Raw genomic sequence first — 26,810 nt, forward strand, 5'->3', positions numbered from 1 at the left:
GGAGTTCCCATAAAACGCATGCTCATAGCCCAACGGGTTCTCCTTTGGCTTGACCGTTGACGTGGGAGAACCGTTTGCGGTCGTCAGTTGGTGGAGGGTCGATACTGCAACGCCTCGGCCAGATGGCTACGATTGATCGCATCCAACTGCTCCAGATCTGCCAGGGTTCGTGCTACTTTCAACAGCCGATGCGCGGCACGCAGCGACAGGGTCAGACGCTCGCACGCCGTTTCCAGCCAGCTTTCGTCGGTGCTCGACAGCGCGCAGTATTCACGCAGCCCCGGTAGATCGAGAAACGCATTCGCGCAGCCCTGTCGGCGTTGTTGGCGTTCGCGTGCCTTAGCCACTACGGCCGCGGCGCTTGCTGTGTTTTCACTGGTGGTCGGGTCGGGGTTGAGGGCTGTGGCTTCACGGGCGACGGTCAGGTGCAGGTCAATACGGTCCAGCAACGGTCCGGACAGTTTGTTGCGATAGCGCTGCACCTGCTCGGTTGAGCAACGGCAGCGCCCCGTCGGTTCGCCGAGATATCCACAGGGGCACGGGTTCATCGCTGCCACCAACTGAAACCGCGCCGGAAAGCGCACACGATCCCTCGCACGGGAAATCACGATATGCCCGGACTCCAGCGGCTCGCGCAGAACCTCCAGCACACGACGATCAAACTCCGGCAACTCATCAAGGAATAGAACGCCGTGATGCGCCAGTGTGATCTCGCCAGGTTGCGGACGACTGCCGCCGCCCACCAATGCAGGCCCCGAAGCCGAGTGATGCGGCTGCCGAAACGGCCGCTGCGGCCAACTGGTCAACGGTATCTGACTGGCGACCGACTGAATCGCCGCCACCTCCAGCGCTTCGTGCTCATCCAGCGGCGGCAACAAACCCGGCAGGCGGCTGGCGAGCAGCGTCTTGCCGGTGCCGGGTGGCCCGCTGAACAACAGGTTATGCGCCCCTGCAGCGGCAATCACCAGCGCACGCTTCGCAGCGGTCTGGCCCTGCACCTCACTTAAATCCGGGTACGGTTTTGGCTGGTGCAGCAGACCGCTGGACTGATAAGGCGCAATCACTGTGCGCCCGTTGAAATGCCCGACCAGCTCCAGCAGGTGATTCACCGCGATCACTCGCAACCCGGACGCCAGACAGGCCTCCTCGGCATTCACTGCCGGAATAATCAACGTCCGCTCCGCTGCACGCGCCGCCAGCGCAGCAGGCAGCACCCCCTGAATAGGTCGAAGAGCCCCCGACAGCGCCAGCTCGCCGAGACACTCGACATCCTGCAACGCAACCAACGGGATCTGCCCGCTGGCGGCCAGCAAACCCAGCGCAATGGCCAGATCGAAGCGACCACCATCCTTGGGCAAATCAGCCGGCGCAAGGTTGAGCGTGATACGCCGCGCTGGAAAATCCAGCCCGGAATTGAGAATCGCACTGCGCACCCGGTCCTTGCTCTCCTTGACCGCGCCCTCAGGTAAACCCACCAGCGTCAGGGCGGGCAGGCCATTGGTCAAATGCGCTTCAACCGTAACCGCCGGGGCTTCCACCCCGACTTGGGCACGACTATGGACGATAGCCAGCGACATGGATCATTCCTTGATATGAGCGATGGGCGGGTATGGTGCTTTATTTGTGGGGAGAGGGTGGGTGGGGAATGGATACAGGGTGTGAGTTGAGATCCGAACAGCCCGCAGGCGCAACGCACGTATATGTCCATGCTGTCTCGCTGCGTGGGGCACTTGTCAACACGCAGCATTGAGCGGTGGCTGTCAGGCGATTGGAAGGCCCATCCGATAAGCACTCAAACCTTCACAAGACGTGTGTCCAAACCAAAGCGTTCCTGATGGATCACACGATACTTGCCTTTGGCCAGCTCGCAGCTGATCAGCAAATTCCAGGAGTGGCGTGTGACAGCAGACGGGATCAGTACAAATGGATGCCTGGCCAAAAGGGCGTCTGTAAACTTCTGTTGGTTCGGTGACGCAGATGCGCTCGTCAGCCAGACAGGATTGGGAACGTCCTCGGGCTGTACCGTCTTGATGAGGCTCTGATCAAGTACTTCAAAACAGGTGAGTACGTGCGGCACGGTATCCAGCGCGTCAAAGCCGGCGTGCACCGCTACTTCCAGAATGGCAGTCGAGGGATCAGCCGAGGCGTAAACAACATATCGACCCGGAGGGTTCCAGCGCCCCCCCAGCTTGTGAGCACCAATGCCGCTGTCCCAACTGTCCTTGTAGACCTCGCGATCAAGGCGCCATGCGCGCCACGAATCAGTCCAGGGCAATGGATTCACTGATAGACCCCATACTCGATGCGCTCCAGGTAGTCTTCGACGGCCTGAAACCCGATGGGGTTATCGATAACGTCCAGCGGTACGTCGCCGTCCAGGTATTTGCAGGGGCGCCCGAGCCACTCCTCTGCAAGCTTCTGAGTACCGAAGACATTGATGGCGTGTTCCAGAACCTTTGCATACTGAAACGCTACGGCGCTCTGTTGGGAGTTGAGGTGTGCAGGCTGCTTGCTGCTGCCCTGACGCTGGATCGTCCTTATGGACTTGCCCACGATGCGGCTCATGACCTTATTCGTCGAATAAAGATCAGAGATCGACAGCATGTCCTGTACGTCTTTCAGTTCGAAACCCTTGACCGTCAGCCTGTAGACCATGACCTGACTGAGCTGGCCAGCATCAGCCCTGAGCAGGTATTCCGTTGGCCTGCGGGATGTCGGTGCAGGCTTGACGCCAGGTGTGGTGGCGGAAACCATCATGTGTTCCTCCAGGTGCGACATTTGACGCAAGTATAGCGCCGTTTGGCGCAGATGGCGCGTAGCATTGATACGCTGTAGCAGAGCGCCTTATTCTGGAGGAGTCGATAGAGGGCGTGAACTCGTTATCTGTATGGAATATTGTCCAGATAGGGAAGAGCGGTCTCTTCCTGTCGTATTACCTCAGTAAGGACTCCCCGTCGGCCGCACGACAATCTCACTGACATCCACCCCGTCCGGCTGCTCAATCGCATACACAAGCGCCCGCGCAATCGCATCCGGACTCAACGCCACCCTCCGAAACCCTTTCATCGCCTCCCGCGCTGTTTCGTCTGAAATCGAGTCCGCAAGTTCTGACTCGACCACGCCGGGGCAGACGACGGTGACGCGGATCTTGTCGGTTTCTTGCCGAAGGCCATCGGAGATGGCGCGAACAGCAAACTTGGTGGCGCAGTACACCGCTGCGGTCGGGGAAACAGCGAGGCCGCCGATGGATGAGATGTTGATGACCTGGCCATGCCCCTGCGCTTCCATGCTCGGCAACACAGCGGCAATGCCGTGCAGCACGCCGCGCACGTTGACGTCGAGCATCTGGTTCCACTCCGCGATTTTCAGCGCGGCGAGCGGCGACAGGGGCATGACGCCGGCGTTGTTGATGATGACGTCGATCTTGCCGAACTCATGTTTGGCGAAGTCTGCAAAGGCTTGCATGTCGAGCGCATCGGTCACGTCCAGCGCGCGGAAGCATGCCGAGCCGCCCTGCGCTTCGATGTCTGCCGCAAGCGTCTCCAGACGCTCGATGCGCCGAGCGCCCAGTACTACGTGTGCACCCTTGGCGGCGATGAGTCGGGCGGCAGCTTCGCCAATGCCGCTGCTGGCGCCTGTGATCAGTACAACCTTGCCTTGAATGTTCGACATGACGGGCTTTCCTCGTGAAGTCATCGTTGGCTCAGTTTCAGCGCGCGGCTCAAACTGATTGCGATGGTCATGCTACGAGGCGCTCATCACTGCGTGCATGCCGATACCTGCGCGACACTTGCCTATTCCTGTCTGTGGCTCTGCCGAACGCGGAATCACTGCACAATGGCCGCTATGATGGAGTTCGATGCAAAGGAACGGCGTGCAGCAACACTGACTTGGGACGGGGTTCTTCATGGATACACACAAGGCTGCGAGCACTCCGGGCATCGATGTTTGCCGGGCCGAAATCATCCAGTTGCTGACGCAGCGTTTTGCGGCACCCGGTGTCTATGAAACCGCCATTGCGCCGCTGCACGTTATCCGCTGCGATGCACCGTCCGAGTTGATTCATGTGCTGCATCGGCCAGCCCTTTGCGTGATCGTTCAGGGACGCAAGGAGGTTGCGCTGGGCGATGAGCAGTATGTGTACGACCCGTTCAGCTACTTGGTCGTCGCGCTGACTGTGCCGGTCGCCGGGCGCGTGCTTGAAGCAAGTGGCGAGGCGCCCTATCTGTGTATTCGTCTGGATTTCGAACCTGCGAACATTGCCCAACTGATTGCGGAAGCACCCTTGAACGGCGTTCCGGACGAGCCGCAGCGGGGGCTTTTTCTTGAGCAGATGGATCAGCCATTGCTTGAGACGGTGTTGAGGTTGGTGCGCCTGCTCGACACGCCGCGCGATATCGGCATGCTCGCGCCCCTTGCACTTCGGGAGCTGTATTACAGGCTGCTACGCGGCAACAATGGGCGGCGACTCTACGAAATTGCGGTTGGGGATTCACAGACGCATCGCGTTGCGAGGGCGGTTGATTGGCTGAACAGTCATTACACCGAGCCGCTGCGTATCGACGAACTGGCGCGTCTGGCCAATCTGGGTAATTCGACGCTGCATCACCGTTTCAAGGCGCTGACCGCCATAAGTCCGTTGCAGTATCAAAAAAAGCTGCGCCTGCAAGAAGCTCGGCGGCTGATCATCAATGAAGGCCTGGATGCCTCCAGTGCCTGCTATCGCGTCGGCTATGAAAGCCCTTCGCAATTCAGCCGGGAGTACAGCCGCCAGTTCGGTTGCTCACCTTCGGCGGACTTGAGCCGGGTTCGCCAAGCATTCTGATGCGGCGTGACAAAGGGCTTATGAGCGGGATACAAATCCCAGCACCCGCTTCAGCATCTCGTCACAGGCCTCAAGCTGTTCGACGCTAATGAACTCGTCCGGTTTGTGTCCCTGCTCCATGCTGCCCGGCCCGCAGACCACGGCAGGAATGCCCGATTGGTCGAACAATCCGCCTTCGGTTCCGAAGGCAACCGTGCCGAATGCCCGCGAGCCGCAGAAGCTGGCAATCAGTTCCGCCGCGTGGTTGTGCAGGGGAATATCCAGCCCCGGATAGCTCGACAGTTCCGTGAAGCGAATCTCGCTCCGAGCACTGACCGCCTGCATGACCGGCAACAGTTTTTGCTCGGCGTAGGCGTGCATGGCAGTGACGATCTGTTGCGGGTCCAGGGTGGGGAGCGCACGCACTTCGAAATCGAAACGGCACTGCTCGGGCACGATGTTCAAGGCCGTACCGCCGCTGATCACGCCGGTCTGAATGGTCGAAAACGGCGGATCAAAGCGCTCGTCAAGGGCGTCAGCTGCCCGTAACGCCTCGCCCAGGCGACCCAGTTCACCGATCAACTGCGCCGCATATTCAATGGCGTTGACGCCACTGGGCGCGTGGGCCGAGTGGCATGCAGCACCGTGTACATCGCAGCGCACCGCGATCTTGCCCTTGTGACCGAGCACTGGCTTCAGCTCCGTCGGCTCGCCGATCACACACAGCATCGGCTTCACTGGCCGCGACCGAAGCGAAGCCAGTAGCGAGCGCACGCCCAGGCAACCCACCTCCTCGTCGTAGGACAGCGCGATATGCACCGGCATGTGCAGCGATGCCCGGGTCAACGCCGGAACCAGCGCCAGCACACAGGCGATGTAGCCTTTCATGTCCGCGGTACCACGGCCGTAGAGTTTGCCATCCGCTTCGCTCAGTTCGAACGGCGGGAACGTCCATGGCTGTCCGTCGACCGGCACCACGTCAGTGTGGCCGGACAATGCGATGCCTGGCACGTCAGCCGGGCCGATGGTGGCGAACAGATTGGCCTTGGTCTTCTGCGCGTTGTAGATCAGCTCGCAGGAGACGCCAAAGCGTCCGAGGTAATCCCTCACGAAGTCGATCAAGGCCAGATTCGATTCGCGACTTGTGGTGTCGAAGGCCACCAGCCTTGCCAGCAGCTCGCGGCTGGCACTCATCGCTCGTCTCCCGGCACACCGTAACCGGGTGCGCCGGCGGGGTTCAGGGCGCGGTCGAGGTAATCCTGCATTTGCGGCTGATAGGCCTGCCAAAGACTTTTCAGCTCGCCTATAGGGTCATGCTCGGCCCAGTCGACGCGCAGATCGACGATGGGCCAGGACTGCTCGCCCACGATTTTCAGCGCTGCCGAATGGACTGGCCCTGCTTCCCCGCCTGCTGCCAGACCGGCCTGCATCGCCTGTAACAGGCGCTCGCCGAGAGGCCCGGTTGCCTGCTCGAAGGACTGAATCATCGCGTCGATGACCGCCGGGCTAGCCAGCATGTTGCCGGCCACCACGCATTGATCGCCGCTGCCCGCGTTGTGGATACCCAGTGTTTCACTGCCGCTGAAATGCGCAGCTCGCCCCTGATGATCAATCGCCGTGATTTGCCGATACTCGCTGAACGGGCTGGCGTTGATGACCTGATCCAGCGCTTGAGAGGCTGTCGTGCCCTGCTCCATCAGGTCCAGCGTCTGTGGTCCCAGGGCCGGGAGTGTGATGTTCTGCGACGAAACCGCGCCTACACCTGCGCGCAGCCAGGGGCAACGCGCGCCTACGGCAATGCTCGACGAGCTGATGGCAATGCCCAGTTGGCCGGTTTTGACACAGCGGGCGGCAATGGAAAAAGTCATGGGCAACAGTCCTTATTCAGGGATCACGGCGATCACGTCGATTTCCATCAACCATTGCGGCTGACCCAGTGCCGATACCACCAGCCCGGTGGAAATCGGGAACACGCCTTTCAGCCATTTGCCCACTTCGTGATAGACCGGCTCGCGGTAGCGCGGATCGGTTATGTAAGTGGTTGTCTTGACGATGTGCGACAGGTCGCTGCCCGCCTCTTCGAGCAATTGTTTGACGTTTTTCATCGCCTGCTGCGCCTGTGCTGCCGGGTCACCGAGGCCGACCAGATGGCCGTCGAAGTCGGTGCCGACCTGGCCCCTTACGTACACGGTATTACCCGCGCGCACCGCCTGACACAGGTCGTTGTTCAGGCTTTGATTGGGGTAGGTGTCCTTGGTGTTGAACATGCGGATACGAGTATGAGTCGGCGTAGTCATGGGTAACTCCTGTGAGCATTGAGCGCGATGATCAACCGTTGACGTTGCGCAACGGCACGACGGGGGCCGCACGTTTGCCTGCGTCATACGAACGGTATTTGTGCTGCGTGGCGATCTGATCGGCGACGTGTTTGGCGTCGTGCCATACGCCCCAGATGAACGCGGAGCCGCGTCGTGACAGCCATGGCAGGCCGACGAAATACAGGCCTTGCTCGCAGGACACGCCACGCTGGTGACGAGGTTTGCCTTTGCTGTCGAAGGCGTCGACCTGCAGCCAGCTGTAATCCAGGGCATAGCCGGTGGCCCAGATGATCGACGTGACGCCTGACTCGATCAGGTCCAGTTCGCTGAGCGGATGGGTGATGCAAGGCGCATCTGCAACGCGCTCACGGGCCGACGGCTCCAGCGGCAGGTTCAGGCCATTACGCGCGGCGTAGGCATCGGCGGCATCGAGCAGCGACAGGTAGTTCGCGTCGCCACTGTCGAGGTTGCTCACCAGATCGTTCTGAAAGCGCACCTTGTTGCCGAGGAAGCTTTCGGTCAGGCCCACGAGGTTCATTCCGGCCTGTGCCAGACGGCGGAAGTCGACCGTGTAGCCTCCCCTTGCACCGCTGACCGCAATGGTCACGTGCTCCTTGCCGGGCTGCATGGTTTCACTGTCCCACAGCCCCAGCACGCCCATCCACCAGCAGAAATCCCTGCCGCGATAGGCGCGTGGCGGGCGGTCGTGAGGGCCGACCGACAAGTACACCTGGCGTCCCGAGAGCAGCAGCTCTTCGGCGATCTGCACACCCGAGGAGCCAGCGCCAACGACCAGCACGCCGCCCTCAGGCAGTTGTTGCGGATTGAAATAATGCGCCGAGTGGATCTGATGAAGCGCCTCGTTAACGGGCGCAATCGGTGGGATGACCGGCTTCTGGAACGGCCCTGTCGCCGAGACCAGATGATTGACCACATAGGTGCCGGCACTGGTCTCGACGGTAAAACCTGCGCGCCCGGTGTTGCGGGTGACGCGTTTGACCTCGACGCCGGTCTTGATCGGCGCGTTGAATTTGCGTGCATAGCGTTCGAAGTACTCAGCCACTTGTTCCTTGCCCGCGAACCCGTCCTGATCCATGGCAAATTCAAGGCCGGGAAACCGGTCATGCCAGGCCGGACCGTTGGCCACCAGCGAGTCCCAGCGACCACTGCGCCATGCCTCGGCAACGCGGTGCTTTTCAAGCACCTGGTGCTCAATGCCAAGACGGCTCAAGTGTTCGCTGGTGGCCACTCCGGCCTGTCCTGCACCTACGACGAGCGTATCGATTTCTATGATTTTATCTGTCATCTCGGCATCCCTCGACAGGTGATTTACGGCGTGTTGACGTAAGAAAAATGGATGAAACCTCGATGCGCAGGCGCAAGAAGTCCTACGCCATCCGCAGACGCGCATCCAGTCAGTAACAGGGTTGATCAGTCGACCAAAGAGGGGTCAGCCTGAATCATCAGCAGTTTCATTTCCTCGAAATGCTGACGAGAGAAATCCGTAATTTTCTGCCAGTCGCGGGCGGTTTTCTCGGCGACATCATCCGCCAGCACCTTGAGCGGCTGGCCGGTTGACCAGGCCGTCACGAGAATCTGGCAGGCTCGCTCCAGGGTCCAGATATCATCAAAGGCTTCGCCGACGCTCGGCGCGGTCACGATCACGCCGTGGTTGCCCATCAACAGACGGCTCTTGTCCTCAAGCAAGCCGGCCAGTCGAGCGCCCTCGGCGGTCGTGTCGGCCATGCCGCCGTAAAGCTCGTCCACCGCGATGCGGTTGAAGTAGCGCGCGGTGTTCTGATCGATGGGCGGAACATGCGGCTTGGCCAGGCAGGCCACTGCGGTGGTGTAGACCGGGTGCAAGTGCAGCACCACACGCGCATCGGGCAGACGCTGGTGGACCTGTCCATGAATGGACCAGGCCGTCGCATCGACATCGGGGCGATGCGCCGCGTCGGCATCATCGGCATCGAGCAGCAACAGGTCGCTGGCGCGCAGGCGCGAGAAGTGCTTCCACTTGGGGTTGAGCAGAAACTGTTTACCATCCGCAGAGATGGCCGCACTGAAGTGGTTGGCGACCGCTTCATGCATACCCAGATGGGCGATGATGCGAAACGTCGCAGCCAGGTCGACTCGCGTCTGCTCTTCGAAATTAAGGGCCATGCTAATTGCTCTCCGGTCGGAGGTGCCTGCCGAAACTGCCAGGCACACTCTTGGGTTATCAGGGCTTGGGCATCAGGGCGGCGATGTCATCGGCTGTGGGTGCCTGGAACTTGTATTTCTCCAACAGCACGGCGTATTCCGGGGTCTTGCTGTACTTCTCAAGACCGTCTTCCAGGGCCTTGCGGACCTCGTCGTTGCCCTTCTTCACGCCAAAGCCGTTGAGCACCGGGTAGATCAGGGTTTCGGAAGAAATCACCACCCGGTTGCCCAGCTTTTCGACCACGCCGCGCGCAACGGCTGCATCAGTGATCTGTGCTTCGACGGCATGCGCCAGCATGGCCTGGGTGGTCTGTGGGTCGGTGCCGTATTCACTGATGGCGATCGGTTGCAGGCCCTTCTTTACGCAGTAGTCGGTCGAGAGTTTCTGCAGTTGTTGCAGCCAGGAAGTCGCCGCCATGGAACCGATCTTGTGGCCACAGAAGTCTTCCGGAGTCTTGGGCTGATAGGCGCTGCCCTTGACCGACAGAATCGCCTCACCGCTTTTCAGGTAAGGAATCATGTCGATGACTTTCAGGCGGTCGGCGGTGATGTACATCGACGAGTTGGTGATGTCGAAACGTCCGCCCTGCAGCCCGCCGATCAGGTTGGGAAAGCGCGTATCGATGTTCTCGGCCTTGAGCCCCATGACCTTTGCCAGGCCGTCGAGAAACTCAATGTCGAAACCGGCGGGACGGTTCTTGTCCATGTACTCATAGGGGAAGAACGTCATGTCCGAGCCGGCAATGATCTTGCCGGGCTGCTGGAAGGCCGAAGCGGCAGACGAGGACATGGCGACCACCGCACCCACTAAAGCCAGGGCTACGGGACGAACAATCAGAGCTGACAGCTTCATAGGTATTCCTCGTGGAGTCATGGAGATCAGGCAACGGCGGCGTCTTTTCCGGCTTGCTGCACGAAAAATGAAGCACCCTTGGGTTTCTGCGGCAGGCGTATGTGGTTCTCGGTGCTGCGTACCAGACCGCTCTCGTGGCCTGCGACCATCAACCCGGAATGCTCGCTGGGCAGCGGATTCTCACCGAACGGCAATGCGTCTTCGGCGGCATAAACGCTGATGAACAGCGTGCGCGGGAACTCGGTTTCATTGGGGCTTGAAGCATGTAACAGGCGTGTGTGCATGAAGCACACCGAGCCTGACGGGCCATAGCAGGCAACCGGTTGCTGACAATGCTGTTCAACCACCGCGTCTTCCACGGCACCGGTGAAACGCTCGTTCTGCCAATGCGACCACAGCGCCTGCTTATGGCTGCCCGGCGCCACGTTCAGCGGTCCGTTTTCAGGGGTTACATCGCTGATCATCAGTAGCGCCGTAACCAGGTCGTCATTGCTGTGCGGCGTGAAGAGGAAGTCCTGATGCCACTTCACCTGAGTAGCGGTGTGCGGCAGCTTGGAGTTGATCTTGCTGTGATGAAAACGGGTGCCCTTGCCGCCGATTAGTTGCGCCGCTATGGCTGCCATTCGTGACTGGAATGCCGCGTGCCGGTAGGCAGGTGAGATCTCCGTGGGCGAAGCCACGCGGCGCAGCGATGGATGATCCGGCCGATGATCGCTTTCAATGTCGAAGCGCGGACGCCCGTCCTGAGTCTGCCCCCAGGCCTGATTCTGAATGCGGCTGTCGTCGACCCACTGGTCGAAATCCTGTTGAAGCGCTGCCACTTCATCGGCTGCCAGCACGCCTTCCACTACCAGAAAACCCTGCTCGTGAAACTGGTCAATCTGCCATTGCTCGATCATGTTCTTATCCTCTTCAACAAGGCCTCAGGCCAGTGAGACATCTTTAAGAAAGGCTTCAACGCGCGGGTGCCGGCCGTCACGTAGCGCCTGGGGTTTGTCATCGCAGATCACGCGTCCCTTCTCCATAAAGACGATGCGGTCGGAGACCTTGAAGGCGAAGTTCATTTCATGGGTCACGATGACCATCGTGATGCCTTCTTGGGCCAGGTTTTCAATGACCTGCAACACCTCGTTGACCTTCTCCGGGTCGAGCGCCGAAGTGGGCTCGTCGAACAGCATGATTTGCGGGCGCATCATCAGGGCGCGGGCGATGGCAACACGTTGCTGCTGGCCACCCGACAACTGATGCGGGTATTTCCAGGCGTGCTCCAGCATCCCGACCTTGTTCAGCAACTCGTAGGCCTGCTGCTTGAGCTCGGATACCGGTGCCAAACGGTGATAACGCGGGGCCAGCAGCAGGTTGTTCAACACCGTCAGGTGCGGAAACAGGTTGAAGCTCTGAAACACCATGCCGATGTTCAGGCGGTAGGCGGCGTTCTCCACATAACGCGGTTTTTGCGCGCCCTGGCGGACAAGGTGAATGAACGGCTGGCCGTTGATCTTGATGTCGCCGTTGTCGATCTGCTCAAGGCCGTTGAGCAGCCGTATCAACGTGGTTTTGCCAGACCCCGAGGGGCCGATCACCGACACCACTTCGCCGGAATTGATCTGCAGACTGACCGCACCAAGCACCTCGATGTCGTTGTACGCCTTGTGCAGCCGGGTCGCTTGCAATGCCGGCCCTTCGAAGTCGATGACAGGACGAGCGACACCTGCCGATTTTCGGCTGGCCAGCTCGAGTATTTCGGCGTCCGGTGTGCGGGTGACCTTGTGCTGCGTGACGTCCAGGTAGCGTTCCAGGCGTTTGAGCAGGAAGTCGAATACCGTCACGATAAGCACGTAATAGAACGCCACTGCCGCCATGGTTTCCATTACCAGAAAGTTCTGCGAATACAGGCGCTGACCGACCATCAGGATCTCGGTCAGCGAGATCACTGAAACCAGTGAACTGAGTTTGACGATGGAGATGTATTCGTTGGTCAGCGACGGCAGTGCCACACGCAGCGCTTGCGGAATCACGATGCGCCATTGCGTGCCCACGAAGCGCAGGCCAAGTGCCCGGGCTGCTTCTGTCTGACCTTTGGCAATGGACAGCAGGCCGCCGCGATGAATTTCCGCGACATAGGCCGTTTCGCACATCACCATGGCAATCAGGCCGGCCCAGAACGGGTTGGCCAGCACCGCCGAGGTGGCGGGCACTGCCTGCGGCAAGTTATAGACAAAAATCAGCAGTACCAGTAACGGCAAACTGCGAAATAACCAGATATAGGCTTTGGCCGGTAAGTTTACCAGCGGCAAAGATGATTGTTTGGCCAGCGCAAGAACAAAACCCAGAATAATACTGATGACCCAGGTCAGTACACTGAGTTGAATGACCGTCCAGGTGGCCATCCAGAACTCCGTATCGCTGAACAGGCCAAACATGTATTTCCAATCAAACGTCATTGTCGGCTCGCTCGGCAAATTGAATAGTGATGGGCGACGTCCTGTTGAAGTTGAAACGGGACGTTGTCCGTTTGCCCTTCTGAAGCCATCATGATTGATGCCAGGTCCTGCAGCCAAATAGTAAGTTTTGGCCCGCAGCATAGGAAAATCCTAAGCAGATACGCCTGTCTTCATGTTCAGAGCCGTGACGCGTTAAAAAGAGTTAGTGATGTTTTAGTGTTACGTTGAGCTGACTGCACACTTTTAGGGCGATTGAATAAAGACGCAGCGATAATCGCTCGTAATAGGTGCGCTGCCCGCGTTTGCTGGTTCGTCGAGCAAAAGTTGATTATGTGCTGGCGCTGCGGAATCACCATGGCCAGCGGCGGTTATCATGAGAACCCGCGAATCCGGCAAGGCGTGAGCGGCTGGCACGCTCCTCGCTAAGCATAGGTAAAAGCTATTCAAGTGCAGCCGTCCAGCGTCGGCTCATCACGAGGTATCACGTGGCTCACTTCACATTGAAACAGCTCAAGTATTTCGTGACAGCCGTCGAAATGGACAGCATTGCCGAGGCCTCGCGGCAGTTGCATATTTCACAGCCGTCTATTTCCGTCGCCATCAAAAACCTCGAAGAAGCCTTCAATCAACCACTGTTTGTGCGCCACCATGCTCAAGGTGTTTCCCTAACTTCCGGTGGCGGGAAAGTGTATGAAAAAGCCAAAGAGTTACTGCGACTTTCCGAAGAGCTTGAACAAAACTCCCGGGCCGAAAACAAACACGTCTCCGGTACTATCGCTATTGGCTGTTTTGAATCGGCCGCACCGCTTTACATGCCCAGGCTGGTGGCCGGCTTCAAGCGTTTGTACCCGGACGTCACCATTCAGCTCTACGACGGCGAGCAACATGAACTGATGCACGGGCTGCACCGTGGGCGCTTCGATCTGGCGTTTCTGTACGACTTGGAACTGGGAACCACGATCAACAAAGAGGAATTGAATGCACCGCACAAGCCCTATGCGCTGCTGCCGGCGGCACACCCTCTGGCGACGAAAAAAAACGTAACCTTGCTGGAGCTGAGCCGCGAGCCGATGATCCTGCTCGACGCCGTGCCGAGCAGGACCTACTTCATCGATATCTTCACGGAAAAGGGCTATACACCGGTGGTTGCGTACAGCTCACCGTCAATCGAAATGGTGCGCTGCATGGTCGGTCAGGGCTTGGGATTTTCGGTACTGGTCACGCGCCCCAGAACCAACATGACTTATGACGGTGAGTTGCTGGTACAGCTCGATATCGAAGACGACATGCCCGCCTCCACCCTGGTCATGGCCTACCTGCGCAACAACCAGCCAACCCGCGCGACGCGCCTGTTCATGGACTACTGCCGGACTATCGAACTGGCTCCGCCTTCAGCCTGAAGGCGCTTCTGGCTGAACCTGCCTCTCGCTCACGACCTGCGCAATACAGAAATGTAAAAGGGCGCTCTGATTCGCGAGCAGGTCAGGTTTCTGGCCCGCTGTGCATGGCGCTGCTCAGCGCTATTGCGCATTGAGAGCAAAGCAGGGAAACGCCTTATTCGGCTTTTTCGGTCCCTGCGGCCCCGGAGGCCTTTTCTTCCAGCTCGGCCATCTTGGCCTCCAGCGCTTCCAGGCGCGCGCGGGTGCGCGCGAGGACGGCCATCTGGCTGTCGAACTCTTCACGGCTGACCAGATCCAGTTTGCTGAAGCCGCTTTGCAGCAGGGCCTTGAACTGGGTTTCGAATTCGCTACGCGGTACAGGCGTTTCGCCATTGAACAGGCGAGAGGCGTGGCCGCTGAGAGCGTCAAGAAAGGCTTTGGGCGCGAGCATGGTTATTTTCCTGAATCAGAGGGCGGCAGTGTAACACGCAGTGTCTATAGTCACTTCCAGGTGCGCGATGCACGCTTATGGAGCGCGGCAACGGGCACATGAGCACCATTGCTGTGCATTAGCTCTGTGATGGATCCTGCAAGGTCATGCAAAACAAGCCCAAGGGCCTGTATTCCATGAATATTCACGAGCTGGCAAGCTTTCTGCTTAGTGGCTTATGACCCATGCACTGATGCAGTCGCTGTGACGAATGCAGTGCGGCAGGCGGAGCGGGGATGTGTTTCGTCAGAAGCGGTTTTCTGGGGGTTGGTCTGGCCTGATCAGGAGGCCGACACGTTACAAAGCCAGACACTGCGCTTAGACTTGAGTCGGGTTTGTTTTCCTGGGGCAAGTCCACCAATTCGGGAGAAAGTTTTCATGAAGCTAGTCACTGCCATCATCAAGCCGTTCAAATTGGATGACGTGCGCGAGTCGTTGTCTGAAATCGGCGTGCAGGGCATCACCGTTACCGAGGTCAAAGGCTTCGGGCGTCAGAAGGGTCACACTGAGCTGTATCGCGGTGCTGAATACGTTGTCGACTTTCTTCCAAAGGTGAAGATCGACGTCGCCATTGATGACAAGGATCTGGATCGCGTCATCGAGGCCATAACCAAAGCCGCCAACACCGGCAAGATCGGTGACGGCAAGATTTTTGTGGTCAATCTGGAACAGGCCATTCGCATCCGTACCGGCGAGACCGATACAGACGCTATTTAAGCCGCCAAACCCCAACGCCCCAGGAGAAAACAATATGACTCTGCGTCAATTCGCAGGGCTCGGTGCCCTGTTGTCCCTAGCAATACCTGGTCTTGCCCTGGCGGCTGATCCAGTGGCCGAGCCGGTGCTGAACTCTGGCGACACCGCATGGATGCTGACGGCGACCGCTCTGGTCCTGTTCATGACCATTCCCGGCCTCGCGCTGTTCTACGGCGGCATGGTCCGCTCGAAAAATATTCTTTCCGTGATGATGCAGTGTTTCGCTATTACCGGTCTGATCAGCATTCTGTGGGTCGTCTACGGCTACAGCATCGCGTTCGACACCACCGGTATGGAAGCGGGCGTCGTCAACTTCAATTCCTTCTTTGGTGGTATGGGTAAAGCGTTTCTGGCGGGTATCACGCCGGCAAGCATTACCGGTCCTGCTGCATTGTTCCCTGAGGCGGTGTTCGTCACCTTCCAGATGACCTTTGCGATCATCACGCCTGCTCTGATCGTCGGTGCTTTTGCAGAACGCATGAAGTTCTCCGCGATGCTGATCTTCATGGCCATCTGGTTCACGCTGGTCTACGCGCCGATTGCCCACATGGTCTGGGGCGGCGTCGGTGGTCTGTTGTGGGACTGGGGTGTTCTGGACTTCGCTGGCGGCACCGTGGTGCATATCAACGCTGGTGTAGCCGGTCTGGTAGCCTGCCTGGTACTCGGCAAGCGCAAAGGCTTCCCAACCACGCCGATGGCTCCGCACAATCTGGGTTACACCCTGATTGGCGCCGCAATGCTCTGGGTTGGCTGGTTTGGTTTCAACGCCGGTTCCGCTGCTGCAGCCAACGGCACTGCCGGTATGGCGATGCTGGTCACTCAGATCGCGACGGCTGCTGCTGCGCTGGGCTGGATGTTCGCCGAGTGGCTGACGCACGGTAAGCCAAGTGCGCTGGGCATCGCGTCGGGTGTGGTTGCCGGTCTGGTTGCCATCACCCCGGCTGCCGGTACTGTCGGCCCGATGGGTTCTCTGATCATCGGTCTGGCTGCAGGCGTGATCTGCTTCTTCTGCGCCACCAGCCTGAAACGCAAGCTTGGCTACGACGATTCCCTGGACGCCTTCGGTGTACACGGTATCGGCGGTATCGTCGGCGCGATCCTGACCGGCGTGTTTGCAGCCCCGGCCCTGGGCGGCTTCGGCACCGTGACTGACATCGGCGCTCAAGTCTGGATTCAGTTCAAGGGCGTCGCGTTCACCGTCGTTTACACCGCTATCGTGACCTTCATCATCCTCAAGGTGCTGGATGCCGTGATGGGTCTGCGTGTCACAGACGAGGAAGAGTCTGTCGGTCTGGACCTTGCGCAACACAACGAGCGTGGCTACAACTTGTAAGCAGCAGCCCGCAAAAAAGAAATGCCCGGTATCCGGGCATTTTTTTTGTCTGGCGATTTGTGGATAAACTCTGTGTTTTTGCTGTCATTGATCTTGCCCGCGTCAATGATCCCGGCTCCTGACGCAGCGCAGGTGACGTGGTTGCGGACGGTGATGTGAGCGTCGTTGAAAGAAGTGTGACGAGCATTGCCACGAAGGTCTTCGTCAGCTTGCAGGGAAGCCGGTTTATTGCGCGCTTTGCTTTTTTCTCAGTCGAGTTAGAATGCGCGCCGAAGGTGCGGAGAACGGTATGTGGCATCAGTCCAGAATCGCCTTGCGGGCCAGGCCTCGAGGGTTTCATCTGGTTTCCGACGAAATACAGACAGGTCTGCCCCCGTTGCGGAATTGTCGTGTCGGATTGCTACACTTGTGGCTGCAACATACCTCGGCGTCGTTGACCGTCAACGAAAATGCCGACCCGGCGGTGCGTCGTGACTTCGAGCGTTTCTTCAACCGTCTGGTGCCTCAGGGCGTGGACGGCTACGAACATGACGACGAAGGCCCTGATGACTTGCCAGCACATTTCAAGGCCAGCCTGCTGGGCTGTCAGTTGGTTCTACCGGTGACGGAAGGCCGGCTGGCGCTGGGCACCTGGCAAGGTATTTATCTAGGCGAACATCGAGACGCTGCTGGATCTCGTAACGTCCTTGCCACCCTCCAGGGTGAATGGATATAACCGCTGGAGTCAGCGGTTGTTGAATTTTTCCGGCCGCCTTAGTAATTCCGGGTGGTTGGGCTATAACTAATCAGCTTTCGCAAGTCATGAGGTAGAACATGAGCGACGACGACACTAACGACGATCTGGTAGACGACCTGGAAGGCGAGGATGACGGTGAAGAGCTTGCAGCTGCTTCCCCGGAAGACGATGCCGTTGAGGTAGACGACTCCGACGTACCGGCGGCACCCGCCAAAGGCAAGGCCAAGGCCGCAGTTTCGGTCGAAGAATTGCCCAGCGTAGAAGCCAAGAACAAAGAGCGTGATGCGCTGGCGCGTGCCATGGAAGAGTTCCTGGCGCGTGGCGGCAAGGTGCAGGAGGTGGAGGCCAATGTGGTCGCCGATCCGCCCAAGAAGCCTGAAAACAAGTATGGCAGCCGTCCTATCTGAAGTTGTAACTGCCTTGTGAGAAAAGAAAGCCCGCCGTCGCTGCGGGCTTTTTCTTGGGCGCGTTTCACCGTCGCAGAGATCAAGCCCAGCGGGCGAGCACTTCCGGCAGCTGCGACAGGTTGTGAATTTCGGCGTCCGGCAACCGGTCGGCATCCCAGGCTTTGCCTTGCGGGTTGTACCAGATGGCGCGCATGCCAGCCTGTTGTGCACCTGCGATATCGTCGCTGGGGTGGTCGCCGACGTGGACAGCCACGCTGGCGTCCGCGTTGCCGCGCCTGAGCGCCTCCAGAAACAGTGCCGGGTCGGGTTTGCCTATGCCCAGGTCCTCGGCGCACAGGGCAAAGGCAAAGTAATCCGCCAGGCCCAGCCGCCGCACATCGGCATTGCCGTTGGTGATGACGCCCAGGGTGAAGGTTTTGGCAAGAATTTCCAGAGTCGGCTGCACATCGGGGAAAATCTGCACCTTATGGCGACCCTGCAGAAACACCTCAAAGGCCTGATCCGCCAGATCCTGCGCTTCGTCGGGTTCGTAACCAGCGTCCTCAAGGGCATGAAACAGCACCCGCCGACGCAACGCGCTGATTCGGTGCTTCAAGGAGGGATCAGCGGCCACCAGGCGTGAGCGGATTTCCCAGAGATGCTCGACGGGAACGGGGCCGAGCTTTGGCGCGTGCTCGGCCAGCCAGTCACGCAGCGAGGCTTCTGCGCCGACAATGGCAGGCGCGGTATCCCAAAGCGTGTCATCAAGGTCGAACGTCACCAGCTTAATCATCTGCAGATCCTTTACGTTTGGCTCGTGGATGAGCACTGTCATAGACAGTTGCCAGATGCTGAAAGTCCAGATGAGTGTAGATCTGCGTGGTTTTGATATCGGCGTGACCGAGCAGCTCCTGCACGGCGCGCAGGTCTTGCGATGACTCCAGCAGATGGCTGGCAAATGAATGACGCAGCATGTGCGGGTGCAGGTTCTGGCCAAGCTCGCGCTCCCCGGCGGCCTTCACCCGATTCTGCACTGCACGTGGGCCGAGCCGTTTGCCGTGCTGACTGACGAACACCGCATCGTCCTGCGGGTTGGTCAGGGCGCGCAACGGTAGCCAGGACTCCAGCGCCTTGCGAGCCTTGCTGCCTACCGGCAAAACGCGAGTCTTGCTGCCTTTGCCGAGCACTTGCACCAGCCCGGCGCGCAGGTCCAGCTGATCAAGGTTCAGGCCGGTCAGTTCGGACAGCCGCAACCCTGATGAGTAAAGCAGTTCCAGGATGGCCTGGTCGCGCTGGGCCAGAAAGTCTTCCTCGATGCCGCCGTCGAGCAGTTGCGCTGCACGGTCGGTGTCCAGCGTCTTGGGCAGGCGTCGCTCGCCTTTGGGCGGCGACAGACCATTCGCGGGGTCGTGCTGGCAGAGGCCTTCCCGGTTCAGGTATTTGTAGAAACCCCGCACGGCCGAGAGCATGCGGGCCAGGCTGCGCGAGGACTGGCCCTGTTGATGTTGACGAGCCGTGAAGCTGCGCAGGTGCTGGATGTCCAGAGCGGTCCAACTGGACAGCCCGGCTTTCTGACAGAACGCGAGCACCTTGCCCAGATCGCGTCGGTAGGCTTCAAGCGTGTGCGGCGACACCTGGCGCTCACTGCGCAGGTGCATGCAGTAGGCGTCCAGATGCTGTTCCATAGCTAGCGCACCGAACGTAGCGAGTGCGCGAAGTGGGGCAGCAGGCGGCTCAGTACATCGGCGATGTAACTGAGGAACAGGGTGCCGACCGAGCTTTTGTAGTGTTGAGGATCACGGCTGCCGATGGCCAGCACACCGTGCAGGCCCAGATGGTTGAGGCTGGCAATTGCGGTGGAACCGACTTCCTTGGCTTGATCTTCGCCAAACAGAAAGGCCAGCTCATGTTCACGCAGGGCGCCGCAAACGATTTTCTCGCCAATCAGACCACCAATGGCTTTCTGGGCTTCGGCATTGCTGACCCAGCGGCCGACTTGCATCGGGGTATCGCTGAACAGGATCAGGCTGACGAAAGGCACCTGAAAGTCCTGGCGCAGGCTGTCTTCTACTGCAATGACGAGCTCGTCCAGGCTGGTGGCATCCATCAGCGCGAGGTTCAGGCGGCGGGTCTTTTCGAACAGTCGATCGTTGTCGCGTGCGACGTCCATCAGTTGTGAGAGGCGATGGCGCATTTCGATATTGCGTTCGCGCAGCAGTTTGAGCTGGCGCTCGACCAGCGAAACAGTGTCGCCACGCTGGTGAGGAATTCGCATCGAGACGAGCAGTTCATCGTGCTCGGCGAAGAATTCGGGATGCTCAAGCAGGAAGGCGATAACCGCCTCTGCTTCGAGGTCTGGCGCTGCGCTATCGACAGGCGATTCGCTGGGGGTGCCGGTGGAAGCTGGAGGCTGGTCGGTCATCGTATGTACTCGCTTAAAGACGAACTTGGCCTTCGTAGACCCGAGTCGCAGGGCCGGTCATCATCACGGAGTGTCCCGGGCCGGCCCATTCGATGGACAGGCGACCTCCGGGCAGGTCGATCAACAGGGGCGAGTCCATCCAGCCTTGGCTGATGGCGGCCACTGCTGCTGCACAGGCACCGGTGCCACAGGCCTGGGTTTCCCCGGCACCGCGTTCCCAGACACGCAACTGCGCACGCTGGCGGTCCACCACGTGGAGGAAGCCGACGTTGACCCGCGCCGGAAAGCGCGGGTGGTGTTCAAGTTTCGGCCCCAGTTCATGCACCGGCGCATTGTTAATGTCATCGACCCGTAGCACGGCGTGAGGATTGCCCATCGATACCGCGGCCAGCTCGACGTTCTGTCCGTCGACTTCGACCGAGTAACGTGTTGCCTGCTCGGGTGCCTGAAAGGGGATGTCTGCCGGAACGAAGCGCGGCGGGCCCATGTCGACACTGATCTGCCCGTCGCTGCGGATATCCAGTTCGATGATGCCGCCTTTGGTCTCGACCCGTATCTGTTTTTTGGCAGTCAGGCGCTTGTCGAGCACGAAGCGCGCGAAACAGCGTGCGCCATTGCCGCACTGTTCGACCTCGGAACCGTCCGAGTTGAAGATGCGATAGCGAAAGTCCACATCCGGGTTGTTCGGAGCCTCGACCAGCAATAGCTGGTCAAAACCGATACCCGTGTGGCGGTCGCCCCACTGTTTGGCGTGCTTGGGCAGGATATGCGCGTGCTGACTCACCAGGTCCAGGACCATGAAGTCGTTACCCAGCCCGTGCATCTTGGTAAAACGCAGCAGCATGGGGTTACTCCGGCAGCAGGCTTTCGCCAGCGAACAGCTCGGCCACGGTTTCGCGACGACGCACTTCAAACGCCTGGGAACCGTCGACCAGTACCTCAGCGGCGCGGCCACGTGTGTTGTAGTTCGAGCTCATGACAAAACCGTAAGCGCCAGCCGAGTGCACCGCCAGCAGATCGCCTTCGGCCAGTGCCAGTTCGCGGCCTTTGGCAAGGAAGTCGCCGGTTTCGCAGATCGGCCCTACGATGTCGTAGGCACGCGGTTCGCTGTCACGCGGGCGTACCGCTGTGACGTCCATCCAGGCTTGATACAGGGCTGGTCGGATCAGGTCGTTCATCGCCGCATCGACGATGGCGAAATCCTTGTGCTCGGTGTGCTTGAGGTACTCGATTCGGGTGAGCAGCACGCCCGCATTGGCTACAATAAAGCGCCCCGGTTCGAACAGCAGGCCCAGATCGCGACCGGCAAGACGCTCGCGCACGGCCTTGATGTAGTCAGCCGCCAACGGCGGCTCTTCATCGCGGTAACGCACGCCAAGACCGCCACCCAGGTCGATGTGGTGCAGATGAATGCCGCAATCGCCCAGACGGTCGACCAGATCCAGCAGGCGATCCAGTGCATCGATAAAGGGTTCAAGGGTGGTCAGTTGTGAACCGATATGGCAATCGACACCGATGATTTCCAGATTCGGCAACTGCGAGGCGCGAATGTAAACGTCTTCGGCAGCAGCAATGGCAATGCCGAACTTGTTTTCTTTCAGACCTGTGGAAATGTACGGGTGGGTGCCGGCATCCACGTCCGGATTGACGCGTAGCGAAATCGGCGCACGAACATTGAGTTCGGCAGCCACTTCCTGCAAGCGCTCAAGCTCGTCGGTGGACTCGACATTGAAGCAATGCACGCCGACTTCAAGCGCACGGCGCATGTCTTCGCGGGTCTTGCCGACGCCGGAAAACACGATTTTTTCCGCCTTGCCGCCAGCCGCCAGCACGCGCTCCAGCTCACCACGCGAAACGATGTCAAAACCGGCGCCAAGACGCGCCAGGACATTGAGTACACCCAGGTTGGAGTTGGCCTTGACCGCAAAGCAGACCAGATGCGGCATGCCGCTCAGCGCATCGGCGTAGGCTCGGTATTGCGCTTCGATGTGAGCGCGCGAGTAGACATAGGTCGGCGTACCGAAGCGCTCGGCAATGCCAGACAAGGCTACCCCTTCCGCGAACAGCTCACCGTCGCGGTAGTTGAAGGCGTCCATGGAGTTCCCTTAAAGGTGCTTGTGCGATTGCGATTTGGCTTGTTCTTCCGGGGTTTTGGTGTCATCCGGCAGATACAGCGGGCCTTTCTGGCCGCAGGCTGTAACAAGACACGCGACCGCGACAAGCGCAGCAAGCGAAGAGATCAGGCGCTTCATGGCGAAATCCTTTGTAAAAGCATTAATTGCGCCCGAGTATACCGACCACCCGGCAGCTTGCCTATGCGAGGGGCCTCCCGTCTGGCGGGCCTCGGGCATTAAAACGTTCATGAAACACAAACTGACGGGTAAGCTTTGCATTTGCCTGGCAGCGTCCGTATCTTGCCCGTCTGCGCCATCAGCAGACAATTATCGAGGTTTCCGTAATGAGTTTGACCGAAGCGCGCTTTCACGATCTGGTCGATGCGACTCAGCAGAATATCGAAGACGTATTCGACGAGAGTGGTCTGGATGTGGACCTGGAAAACTCGGCCGGTGTACTGACCGTCAAGTTTGAAGGCGGCACGCAGCTTATTTTCAGCCGTCAGGAGCCGCTGCGTCAGCTCTGGCTGGCCGCCAAATCGGGTGGTTTTCACTTCGACTACAACGAAGAGAACCAGTGCTGGGCCTGTGATTCCAGTGATGAGCTGCTGAGCGAGATGCTGGAACGCTTTACCGTCGAGCAGGCTGGCGTCGAGCTTGATTTTTCCGAGATCTGATTGTGAGCCAGACACCCGCTCGACCGCCCAAACCGCTTTTCAGCAACGTCAGCCCGGCGGTGGCATCGCCTTGTATCAGCCTGTGTCGGCTTGATGAACAGAAGGTATGCCTGGGATGCTTTCGCCACGTTGAAGACATCCGCGAATGGCGTTCTGCCGATGATGATCGGCGTCGGCAGATTCGCCGTGACGCATATGAACGGCGCGCTGGCTTCGAGGCCGGCCAGACTGCCGGCTGAGACCTTGCCGGGTTGTGTATTTGTTGCGCTGTGTTAGTGTCGAAGGCTGCTTCTCCAGGTAGAGAAGCTCGTAAACCCCGCCCGCACCGGCGGGGTTTTGTTTTATTCATGGAGAATAAAGGAGTCTGCCCAGACCATGACCACAGCACCTTCTATCATCCTCACCCGGCTCGACGTACAGCGTCTCGAGACTCTCATCGACAGCCAGGACGAAGACACGCCGGGCCTCCAGGCGCTACAGGCCGAACTGGACCGCGCCGAACAAGTGGTTGGCCACGATGAAGTGCCTGCGGGCGTGGTGACCATGAACTCACGTGTGCACTGCCGTGAAGAAGTCAGTGGCAAGGACTACCACCTGAAACTGGTCTATCCGCAGGATGCAGGCGTAGACGGCACCGTCTCGGTCCTCGCGCCCATGGGCTCGGCCCTGCTTGGCCTGCAAGTCGGCCAGCATATCGACTGGCCCGCCCCGGGTGGCAAGACCCTCAAACTGACGTTGCTGGCGGTCGAGTATCAGCCGGAAGCTGCGGGTGAGTACGAGTAAGCGAAATCGTTACATCTCGTTTCCGCCCCTGCCTGATAAAATCTGACGCTCGTGCCAATGCTCCGCGTTGGCATGCCGTTCGTGACGCTCTGCGTCACAAATCTTCAGTCCGACGAAAACGGTGCCCTTAAACGAAACTCAGGCTTTAACAGCGCCTGTATCTCGTACGGCCTGAAGCAGGCGTCAACGCTTCAATGTGTGAGCGCGGCACAGATACTCAGGCCTGATCCATGGCTTCATTCAGCAGCTTTTCCAGCTCGGCCTTGTGCCGCAGGAAGAGGATGCTTTGCCCGTGTTTGCCATCCAGCAGGCCGGAAAGGTCGAGGTCGGTGATGTAGGAGCGGTAGCGTTGCGGCTCCTGGCGCTTGCCGAGGATTTGCTGCGCAACGGCGGCATACAGCTGATCACCATATTCCAGCTCGGAAAACTCGCTGTTGTCGCAATACAGGGTGACGTTGATCTGCCCCGGCGAGGTTTCTTCGATGATCGCCTGCACGTCGTAGTACGACTTGTCCGCAGCGGTCGGCGCCTGGCGATGTTCTATACGCCGCGCCACTGCCGCACCGGAAGGCAAGACCTGGTAGTAAAGCGTTTCCAGCAATACTGGCTCGAACGGATTATCCAGCGGCAGCGATGCACCACGGCGATAGACCAGTGAGTGGAAAAAGCGCTGCAGCGGTATCAGCAGGCTGGGTTCGTCGTGATACGGCACGCGCTGGTGCCAGAGCGAATTGTGCTCGTCCAGTACGTACAGATCGGCATCCGGCTCGTTGATCCGGTAGAACACCTGAATACACTCCGGTTGCCCGAATGGCAGGATCAGGGCCAGGTCGTGGTCGTCCAGTGCCTGGGGGTCAAGATGCAGCGGGCTGTATCTCGGCAGTTCTTCACCCAGGTATTTGAACAGGCCGGGCAGACTGTTGACGACGATATGACCGACCCTGCCTGGCTCGATCTCCAGGACGTGGTACTGCTGCTGCACCTGAATCAGATAGCGATGATTCAGCTTTCTGGCGAGCAGCAACTGCGCCGTGCTGATCAGTTCTTCGACCCGCTGGGCGATGGCAGGTGCCCGGTTATGGCAGAAACACCGCACGCGAATCTGCGGCTGTTGGCCGTGCTCCGGCAGGCTGGCGAGCAGTTCGCTCATGCAGTCGAGCAGCGCGTGTGGGCCGTCATAGCGGCTGACCAGTGTTTCGTTCCAGGTGTTGAGCGTGATCTGGTCCAGCGTCAGCACCAGGTTTTCCCGAACGCCTGCATAACTGAGCGAGTCGGTGCGGTGGGTGGTCATCAGAATATTGAGATCGCGATGGTGCCTGAGCGGGTCGACGCCGACATTCACCAGCAAGAGTATTTCCTTGGGCACGCTGGGCTGAAGCAACGCTTCGTCACTGACGTCAGACATTGGCAGCTCGATGCTTTGCTGCAAGGCAGCGAGCAGATTGAACAGCTCGAACTCCGTCAGGTCGCTGATGCCCGGATGCAGCGCCATGCGGGTCGTGGCGTCGATCACGCTGTTGCGATGGCACCAGGTCAATATATCGAGTAGTTCCCGGCTGCGTTTGATAGGCAAAAAGTTTGCCCACTCATGAATGCCGAGGTTGCCGTTGTACAGCGCCCATTGGTGTTTGCCCGGTTCACGTTTGTTGGGTGAATGCACCAGCGTCAGCGTGTCTTCTGCGAGGTCCGGGGCGATGCCCGGATTAATGAATTCGATTTTGCCGGCCTTGCGCTCGAAGGCGGCATAAAGACGACGCCCGAGGATGGTCAGGTCGCGAGCGTCGAGTGCATCTGCGCTGCTTTGAGTGCGAGCGAACTGTGTCTGGAAGCGATAGCTGTAATTCAGCTCGTTGACCAGTGCACGTCGTTCATTGACCACCTGGCGGACTTTCCACTGGCTGCGGCTGTCGAGCAGGGTCAGGTTGCGATCATCCCATCCCCATTCCAAGGTCAGACGCTCCAGCAGCAAGCGTTGCCAGCCATTGCTGCGCAGGCGGGGCGAGCCGGTCAGTTTCTTGTTGACCTTCAGGTACAGACTGCGCCGTACCAGCTCCAGACGCTCTGATTCTTTACGGGCTTGCAGATGCTCTTCGATGCGCCGGTAGACGACCACATAAGGGTCGAGTTCATCCAGGTCAAGCTGGTTGGCGAACACCGCTTGCTTGAAGCGCAGGCTCAGGCACTGCACGCGCGGATGTTCGCTTGAATACACCTCGATCAGCAGCAGCTTGAGGACTGACTTGTAAGGCGACTCGATGCCTTTGAACAATTGCCACAACCCGGCACCGACAAACTCTGCGGGCGGAATAGCCGACATCGGCCCCAGATCAAGGACTTCGCTGGCACGGATGAAGCGCTTGCTAAGCAGCGTATGCGTGTAATCCTGATAATTCTGCTCTTCATAGACCGGCACCAGCCACCACATCGGCGTGCGGCCCGCGAGCCAGATCGCGGTGCGGTAAAACTCATCGAGCAACAGATAATGCTGAGTGGTGCCGCAATCGTCGGAGCTAAGCTGTGAATCGCGGTCTCCACGCCTGAATCGCTCTGGATCAATCAGAAAAAAATGCGCCTCAGCGCCCATGGTTGCCGCCCACGTCTCAAGCGCTTTGCACTTCTTGCGCAGTTCGGCGATGGCCTCCGGTTCCAGCGTGCTGTCGTAACAGACCCACACGTCCATATCGCTCTGTTCAGCCTGGGCCAGTGTGCCGAGGCTGCCCATCAGGAACAGGCCATGGATTGGCTGCGGCGGATTGCCGTGCCGTGCCTTGTACGAAAAAGAGCGGGTCAGCCGCTGGGCTTCGCTCAGTACCTGCGCGCCGGGTTCGTAATGCGAAACGCCCGCAGGCGTAGCGCCGGAAACGTAGCCAGGCAATAGCGGATGATTGACGTGAAAGAACAGCGGCAATAGCGTCATCACGCTTTGCTGGCGGGTCGACATGCCTTCCAGGGCACGCGCATATCTCCCGTCATTGACCGACAGGAAGCGGTTACGCAACTGGCTGAGCACCTTGCGGTCGATGCCCTCATCCAGATCGGGGCGAATTTCAGGATTACGCGTCATCGCAACTCAAGGCATCTGGCCCGGGCAGGCGTGGATTTACTGAGCAAGA

Annotated in this window: 29 protein-coding genes; 9 read left to right on the plus strand and 20 right to left on the minus strand. The window is 59.3% G+C overall.

Annotated elements, in window-relative coordinates; genetic code table 11:
- Nucleotides 1-83 precede the first annotated feature (83 nt).
- From N018_RS00635 to N018_RS00650, 4 genes are all read right to left on the minus strand, one after another.
- Nucleotides 84-1,577: a YifB family Mg chelatase-like AAA ATPase gene (locus N018_RS00635; RefSeq protein WP_024643561.1), complete on the minus strand. Its 1,494-nt coding sequence runs from the start codon at nucleotides 1,575-1,577 to the stop codon at nucleotides 84-86.
- A gap of 215 nt (nucleotides 1,578-1,792) precedes the next feature.
- The gene (locus N018_RS00640; RefSeq protein WP_025388588.1) at nucleotides 1,793-2,284 is read right to left on the minus strand and encodes an RES family NAD+ phosphorylase; all 492 of its coding nucleotides are present in this window, start codon (nucleotides 2,282-2,284) and stop codon (nucleotides 1,793-1,795) included.
- The gene (locus N018_RS00645; RefSeq protein WP_025388589.1) at nucleotides 2,281-2,757 is read right to left on the minus strand and encodes an antitoxin Xre/MbcA/ParS toxin-binding domain-containing protein; all 477 of its coding nucleotides are present in this window, start codon (nucleotides 2,755-2,757) and stop codon (nucleotides 2,281-2,283) included. Before N018_RS00645 ends, N018_RS00640 begins: the two co-directional genes overlap by 4 nt.
- A gap of 180 nt (nucleotides 2,758-2,937) precedes the next feature.
- Nucleotides 2,938-3,672 carry an SDR family oxidoreductase gene (locus N018_RS00650; RefSeq protein WP_024643558.1) on the minus strand — a complete coding sequence of 245 codons (735 nt, stop codon included), beginning with the start codon at nucleotides 3,670-3,672 and terminating at the stop codon, nucleotides 2,938-2,940.
- Nucleotides 3,673-3,907: 235 nt separating this feature from the next.
- Here N018_RS00650 and N018_RS00655 point away from each other — a divergent pair, with 235 nt between their 5' ends.
- Nucleotides 3,908-4,825, plus strand: a complete 918-nt coding sequence (locus N018_RS00655) for an AraC family transcriptional regulator (protein ID WP_025388590.1) — start codon at nucleotides 3,908-3,910, stop codon at nucleotides 4,823-4,825.
- Nucleotides 4,826-4,843: 18 nt separating this feature from the next.
- Here N018_RS00655 and argE read toward each other — a convergent pair whose 3' ends face one another.
- The 8 genes from argE to N018_RS00695 all read right to left on the minus strand — a co-directional run bounded on the left by argE (nucleotide 4,844) and on the right by N018_RS00695 (nucleotide 12,621).
- The gene (gene argE / locus N018_RS00660; protein ID WP_025388591.1) at nucleotides 4,844-5,998 is read right to left on the minus strand and encodes an acetylornithine deacetylase; all 1,155 of its coding nucleotides are present in this window, start codon (nucleotides 5,996-5,998) and stop codon (nucleotides 4,844-4,846) included.
- Nucleotides 5,995-6,672 carry a DUF1028 domain-containing protein gene (locus N018_RS00665; RefSeq protein WP_025388592.1) on the minus strand — a complete coding sequence of 226 codons (678 nt, stop codon included), beginning with the start codon at nucleotides 6,670-6,672 and terminating at the stop codon, nucleotides 5,995-5,997. The genes argE and N018_RS00665 overlap by 4 nt, the downstream gene beginning before the upstream one ends.
- 12 nt (nucleotides 6,673-6,684) lie before the next feature.
- A complete protein-coding gene (locus N018_RS00670; RefSeq protein WP_024643554.1) occupies nucleotides 6,685-7,101 on the minus strand; it encodes a RidA family protein in 417 nt (138 codons plus the stop codon).
- Between the two features lie 31 nt (nucleotides 7,102-7,132).
- Entirely contained in the window at nucleotides 7,133-8,428 is a 1,296-nt protein-coding gene (locus N018_RS00675) for a flavin-containing monooxygenase (protein WP_025388593.1), read from the minus strand.
- 125 nt (nucleotides 8,429-8,553) lie between these two features.
- Nucleotides 8,554-9,285 (minus strand): class II aldolase and adducin N-terminal domain-containing protein, encoded by a 732-nt coding sequence (locus tag N018_RS00680; protein ID WP_024643552.1) that lies wholly within the window; start codon nucleotides 9,283-9,285, stop codon nucleotides 8,554-8,556.
- Nucleotides 9,286-9,343: 58 nt separating this feature from the next.
- Complete coding sequence (locus tag N018_RS00685; protein WP_025388594.1) at nucleotides 9,344-10,177, minus strand: transporter substrate-binding domain-containing protein; 834 nt, start codon at nucleotides 10,175-10,177, stop codon at nucleotides 9,344-9,346.
- Between the two features lie 26 nt (nucleotides 10,178-10,203).
- The gene (locus tag N018_RS00690) at nucleotides 10,204-11,076 is read right to left on the minus strand and encodes a phytanoyl-CoA dioxygenase family protein (RefSeq protein ID WP_024643550.1); all 873 of its coding nucleotides are present in this window, start codon (nucleotides 11,074-11,076) and stop codon (nucleotides 10,204-10,206) included.
- A 24-nt stretch (nucleotides 11,077-11,100) separates the two neighbouring features.
- Complete coding sequence (locus N018_RS00695) at nucleotides 11,101-12,621, minus strand: amino acid ABC transporter permease/ATP-binding protein (RefSeq protein ID WP_025388595.1); 1,521 nt, start codon at nucleotides 12,619-12,621, stop codon at nucleotides 11,101-11,103.
- A gap of 485 nt (nucleotides 12,622-13,106) precedes the next feature.
- On the opposite strand from N018_RS00695, the gene N018_RS00700 reads away from it, so the two are divergent.
- Nucleotides 13,107-14,021 (plus strand): LysR family transcriptional regulator, encoded by a 915-nt coding sequence (locus N018_RS00700; RefSeq protein WP_024643548.1) that lies wholly within the window; start codon nucleotides 13,107-13,109, stop codon nucleotides 14,019-14,021.
- A gap of 154 nt (nucleotides 14,022-14,175) precedes the next feature.
- Here the strand turns inward: N018_RS00700 and N018_RS00705 are convergent, their stop codons facing one another.
- Nucleotides 14,176-14,451 carry an accessory factor UbiK family protein gene (locus tag N018_RS00705; RefSeq protein WP_024643547.1) on the minus strand — a complete coding sequence of 92 codons (276 nt, stop codon included), beginning with the start codon at nucleotides 14,449-14,451 and terminating at the stop codon, nucleotides 14,176-14,178.
- Nucleotides 14,452-14,868: 417 nt separating this feature from the next.
- Here N018_RS00705 and glnK point away from each other — a divergent pair, with 417 nt between their 5' ends.
- From glnK to sutA, 4 genes are all read left to right on the plus strand, one after another.
- Complete coding sequence (gene glnK, locus N018_RS00710) at nucleotides 14,869-15,207, plus strand: P-II family nitrogen regulator (protein WP_002555808.1); 339 nt, start codon at nucleotides 14,869-14,871, stop codon at nucleotides 15,205-15,207.
- Between the two features lie 34 nt (nucleotides 15,208-15,241).
- Entirely contained in the window at nucleotides 15,242-16,579 is a 1,338-nt protein-coding gene (locus tag N018_RS00715) for an ammonium transporter (RefSeq protein ID WP_024643546.1), read from the plus strand.
- A gap of 289 nt (nucleotides 16,580-16,868) precedes the next feature.
- A complete protein-coding gene (locus N018_RS00720; RefSeq protein WP_024643545.1) occupies nucleotides 16,869-17,294 on the plus strand; it encodes a secondary thiamine-phosphate synthase enzyme YjbQ in 426 nt (141 codons plus the stop codon).
- 98 nt (nucleotides 17,295-17,392) lie between these two features.
- The gene (sutA, locus tag N018_RS00725) at nucleotides 17,393-17,722 is read left to right on the plus strand and encodes a transcriptional regulator SutA (protein ID WP_024643544.1); all 330 of its coding nucleotides are present in this window, start codon (nucleotides 17,393-17,395) and stop codon (nucleotides 17,720-17,722) included.
- A gap of 79 nt (nucleotides 17,723-17,801) precedes the next feature.
- Here the strand turns inward: sutA and N018_RS00730 are convergent, their stop codons facing one another.
- The 6 genes from N018_RS00730 to lptM are packed head-to-tail and all read right to left on the minus strand — an operon-like array spanning nucleotide 17,802 to nucleotide 22,375.
- Nucleotides 17,802-18,494 carry an HAD family hydrolase gene (locus tag N018_RS00730; protein WP_024643543.1) on the minus strand — a complete coding sequence of 231 codons (693 nt, stop codon included), beginning with the start codon at nucleotides 18,492-18,494 and terminating at the stop codon, nucleotides 17,802-17,804.
- Entirely contained in the window at nucleotides 18,487-19,386 is a 900-nt protein-coding gene (gene xerC, locus N018_RS00735) for a tyrosine recombinase XerC (RefSeq protein WP_024643542.1), read from the minus strand. Before xerC ends, N018_RS00730 begins: the two co-directional genes overlap by 8 nt.
- A gap of 2 nt (nucleotides 19,387-19,388) precedes the next feature.
- A complete protein-coding gene (locus N018_RS00740; protein ID WP_024643541.1) occupies nucleotides 19,389-20,123 on the minus strand; it encodes a DUF484 family protein in 735 nt (244 codons plus the stop codon).
- A 13-nt stretch (nucleotides 20,124-20,136) separates the two neighbouring features.
- Nucleotides 20,137-20,967: a diaminopimelate epimerase gene (dapF, locus tag N018_RS00745; protein WP_025388596.1), complete on the minus strand. Its 831-nt coding sequence runs from the start codon at nucleotides 20,965-20,967 to the stop codon at nucleotides 20,137-20,139.
- A gap of 4 nt (nucleotides 20,968-20,971) precedes the next feature.
- Nucleotides 20,972-22,219 (minus strand): diaminopimelate decarboxylase, encoded by a 1,248-nt coding sequence (gene lysA / locus N018_RS00750; RefSeq protein ID WP_025388597.1) that lies wholly within the window; start codon nucleotides 22,217-22,219, stop codon nucleotides 20,972-20,974.
- A 9-nt stretch (nucleotides 22,220-22,228) separates the two neighbouring features.
- Complete coding sequence (gene lptM, locus N018_RS00755; RefSeq protein WP_003377923.1) at nucleotides 22,229-22,375, minus strand: LPS translocon maturation chaperone LptM; 147 nt, start codon at nucleotides 22,373-22,375, stop codon at nucleotides 22,229-22,231.
- Between the two features lie 206 nt (nucleotides 22,376-22,581).
- On the opposite strand from lptM, the gene cyaY reads away from it, so the two are divergent.
- The 3 genes from cyaY to rnk all read left to right on the plus strand — a co-directional run bounded on the left by cyaY (nucleotide 22,582) and on the right by rnk (nucleotide 23,697).
- Nucleotides 22,582-22,914, plus strand: a complete 333-nt coding sequence (gene cyaY / locus N018_RS00760; protein WP_025388598.1) for an iron donor protein CyaY — start codon at nucleotides 22,582-22,584, stop codon at nucleotides 22,912-22,914.
- Nucleotides 22,915-22,916: 2 nt separating this feature from the next.
- Nucleotides 22,917-23,153 (plus strand): DUF1289 domain-containing protein, encoded by a 237-nt coding sequence (locus N018_RS00765; protein ID WP_025388599.1) that lies wholly within the window; start codon nucleotides 22,917-22,919, stop codon nucleotides 23,151-23,153.
- A gap of 136 nt (nucleotides 23,154-23,289) precedes the next feature.
- Entirely contained in the window at nucleotides 23,290-23,697 is a 408-nt protein-coding gene (gene rnk, locus N018_RS00770) for a nucleoside diphosphate kinase regulator (RefSeq protein WP_025388600.1), read from the plus strand.
- A gap of 217 nt (nucleotides 23,698-23,914) precedes the next feature.
- Here the strand turns inward: rnk and N018_RS00775 are convergent, their stop codons facing one another.
- Complete coding sequence (locus N018_RS00775) at nucleotides 23,915-26,761, minus strand: class I adenylate cyclase (protein ID WP_025388601.1); 2,847 nt, start codon at nucleotides 26,759-26,761, stop codon at nucleotides 23,915-23,917.
- Between the last annotated feature and the right edge of the window lie 49 nt (nucleotides 26,762-26,810).

Origin of the sequence: Pseudomonas syringae CC1557 (assembly GCF_000452705.1) — a bacterium.
Lineage (GTDB): Bacteria > Pseudomonadota > Gammaproteobacteria > Pseudomonadales > Pseudomonadaceae > Aquipseudomonas > Aquipseudomonas syringae_F.

Coding starts and splice junctions, on each gene's coding strand:
- sutA (WP_024643544.1), top strand. CDS start 17,393: ATGAGCGACGACGACACTAACGACGATCTGGTAGACGACCTGGAAGGC.
- N018_RS00715 (WP_024643546.1), top strand. CDS start 15,242: ATGACTCTGCGTCAATTCGCAGGGCTCGGTGCCCTGTTGTCCCTAGCA.
- N018_RS00695 (WP_025388595.1), bottom strand. CDS start 12,621: ATGACGTTTGATTGGAAATACATGTTTGGCCTGTTCAGCGATACGGAG.
- N018_RS00675 (WP_025388593.1), bottom strand. CDS start 8,428: ATGACAGATAAAATCATAGAAATCGATACGCTCGTCGTAGGTGCAGGA.
- N018_RS00670 (WP_024643554.1), bottom strand. CDS start 7,101: ATGACTACGCCGACTCATACTCGTATCCGCATGTTCAACACCAAGGAC.
- argE (WP_025388591.1), bottom strand. CDS start 5,998: ATGAGTGCCAGCCGCGAGCTGCTGGCAAGGCTGGTGGCCTTCGACACC.
- xerC (WP_024643542.1), bottom strand. CDS start 19,386: ATGGAACAGCATCTGGACGCCTACTGCATGCACCTGCGCAGTGAGCGC.
- N018_RS00635 (WP_024643561.1), bottom strand. CDS start 1,577: ATGTCGCTGGCTATCGTCCATAGTCGTGCCCAAGTCGGGGTGGAAGCC.
- lptM (WP_003377923.1), bottom strand. CDS start 22,375: ATGAAGCGCCTGATCTCTTCGCTTGCTGCGCTTGTCGCGGTCGCGTGT.
- N018_RS00740 (WP_024643541.1), bottom strand. CDS start 20,123: ATGACCGACCAGCCTCCAGCTTCCACCGGCACCCCCAGCGAATCGCCT.
- rnk (WP_025388600.1), top strand. CDS start 23,290: ATGACCACAGCACCTTCTATCATCCTCACCCGGCTCGACGTACAGCGT.
- N018_RS00690 (WP_024643550.1), bottom strand. CDS start 11,076: ATGATCGAGCAATGGCAGATTGACCAGTTTCACGAGCAGGGTTTTCTG.
- lysA (WP_025388597.1), bottom strand. CDS start 22,219: ATGGACGCCTTCAACTACCGCGACGGTGAGCTGTTCGCGGAAGGGGTA.
- N018_RS00705 (WP_024643547.1), bottom strand. CDS start 14,451: ATGCTCGCGCCCAAAGCCTTTCTTGACGCTCTCAGCGGCCACGCCTCT.
- N018_RS00665 (WP_025388592.1), bottom strand. CDS start 6,672: ATGACTTTTTCCATTGCCGCCCGCTGTGTCAAAACCGGCCAACTGGGC.
- N018_RS00655 (WP_025388590.1), top strand. CDS start 3,908: ATGGATACACACAAGGCTGCGAGCACTCCGGGCATCGATGTTTGCCGG.
- N018_RS00730 (WP_024643543.1), bottom strand. CDS start 18,494: ATGATTAAGCTGGTGACGTTCGACCTTGATGACACGCTTTGGGATACC.
- glnK (WP_002555808.1), top strand. CDS start 14,869: ATGAAGCTAGTCACTGCCATCATCAAGCCGTTCAAATTGGATGACGTG.
- cyaY (WP_025388598.1), top strand. CDS start 22,582: ATGAGTTTGACCGAAGCGCGCTTTCACGATCTGGTCGATGCGACTCAG.
- dapF (WP_025388596.1), bottom strand. CDS start 20,967: ATGCTGCTGCGTTTTACCAAGATGCACGGGCTGGGTAACGACTTCATG.
- N018_RS00650 (WP_024643558.1), bottom strand. CDS start 3,672: ATGTCGAACATTCAAGGCAAGGTTGTACTGATCACAGGCGCCAGCAGC.
- N018_RS00775 (WP_025388601.1), bottom strand. CDS start 26,761: ATGACGCGTAATCCTGAAATTCGCCCCGATCTGGATGAGGGCATCGAC.
- N018_RS00685 (WP_025388594.1), bottom strand. CDS start 10,177: ATGAAGCTGTCAGCTCTGATTGTTCGTCCCGTAGCCCTGGCTTTAGTG.
- N018_RS00720 (WP_024643545.1), top strand. CDS start 16,869: ATGTGGCATCAGTCCAGAATCGCCTTGCGGGCCAGGCCTCGAGGGTTT.
- N018_RS00680 (WP_024643552.1), bottom strand. CDS start 9,285: ATGGCCCTTAATTTCGAAGAGCAGACGCGAGTCGACCTGGCTGCGACG.
- N018_RS00645 (WP_025388589.1), bottom strand. CDS start 2,757: ATGATGGTTTCCGCCACCACACCTGGCGTCAAGCCTGCACCGACATCC.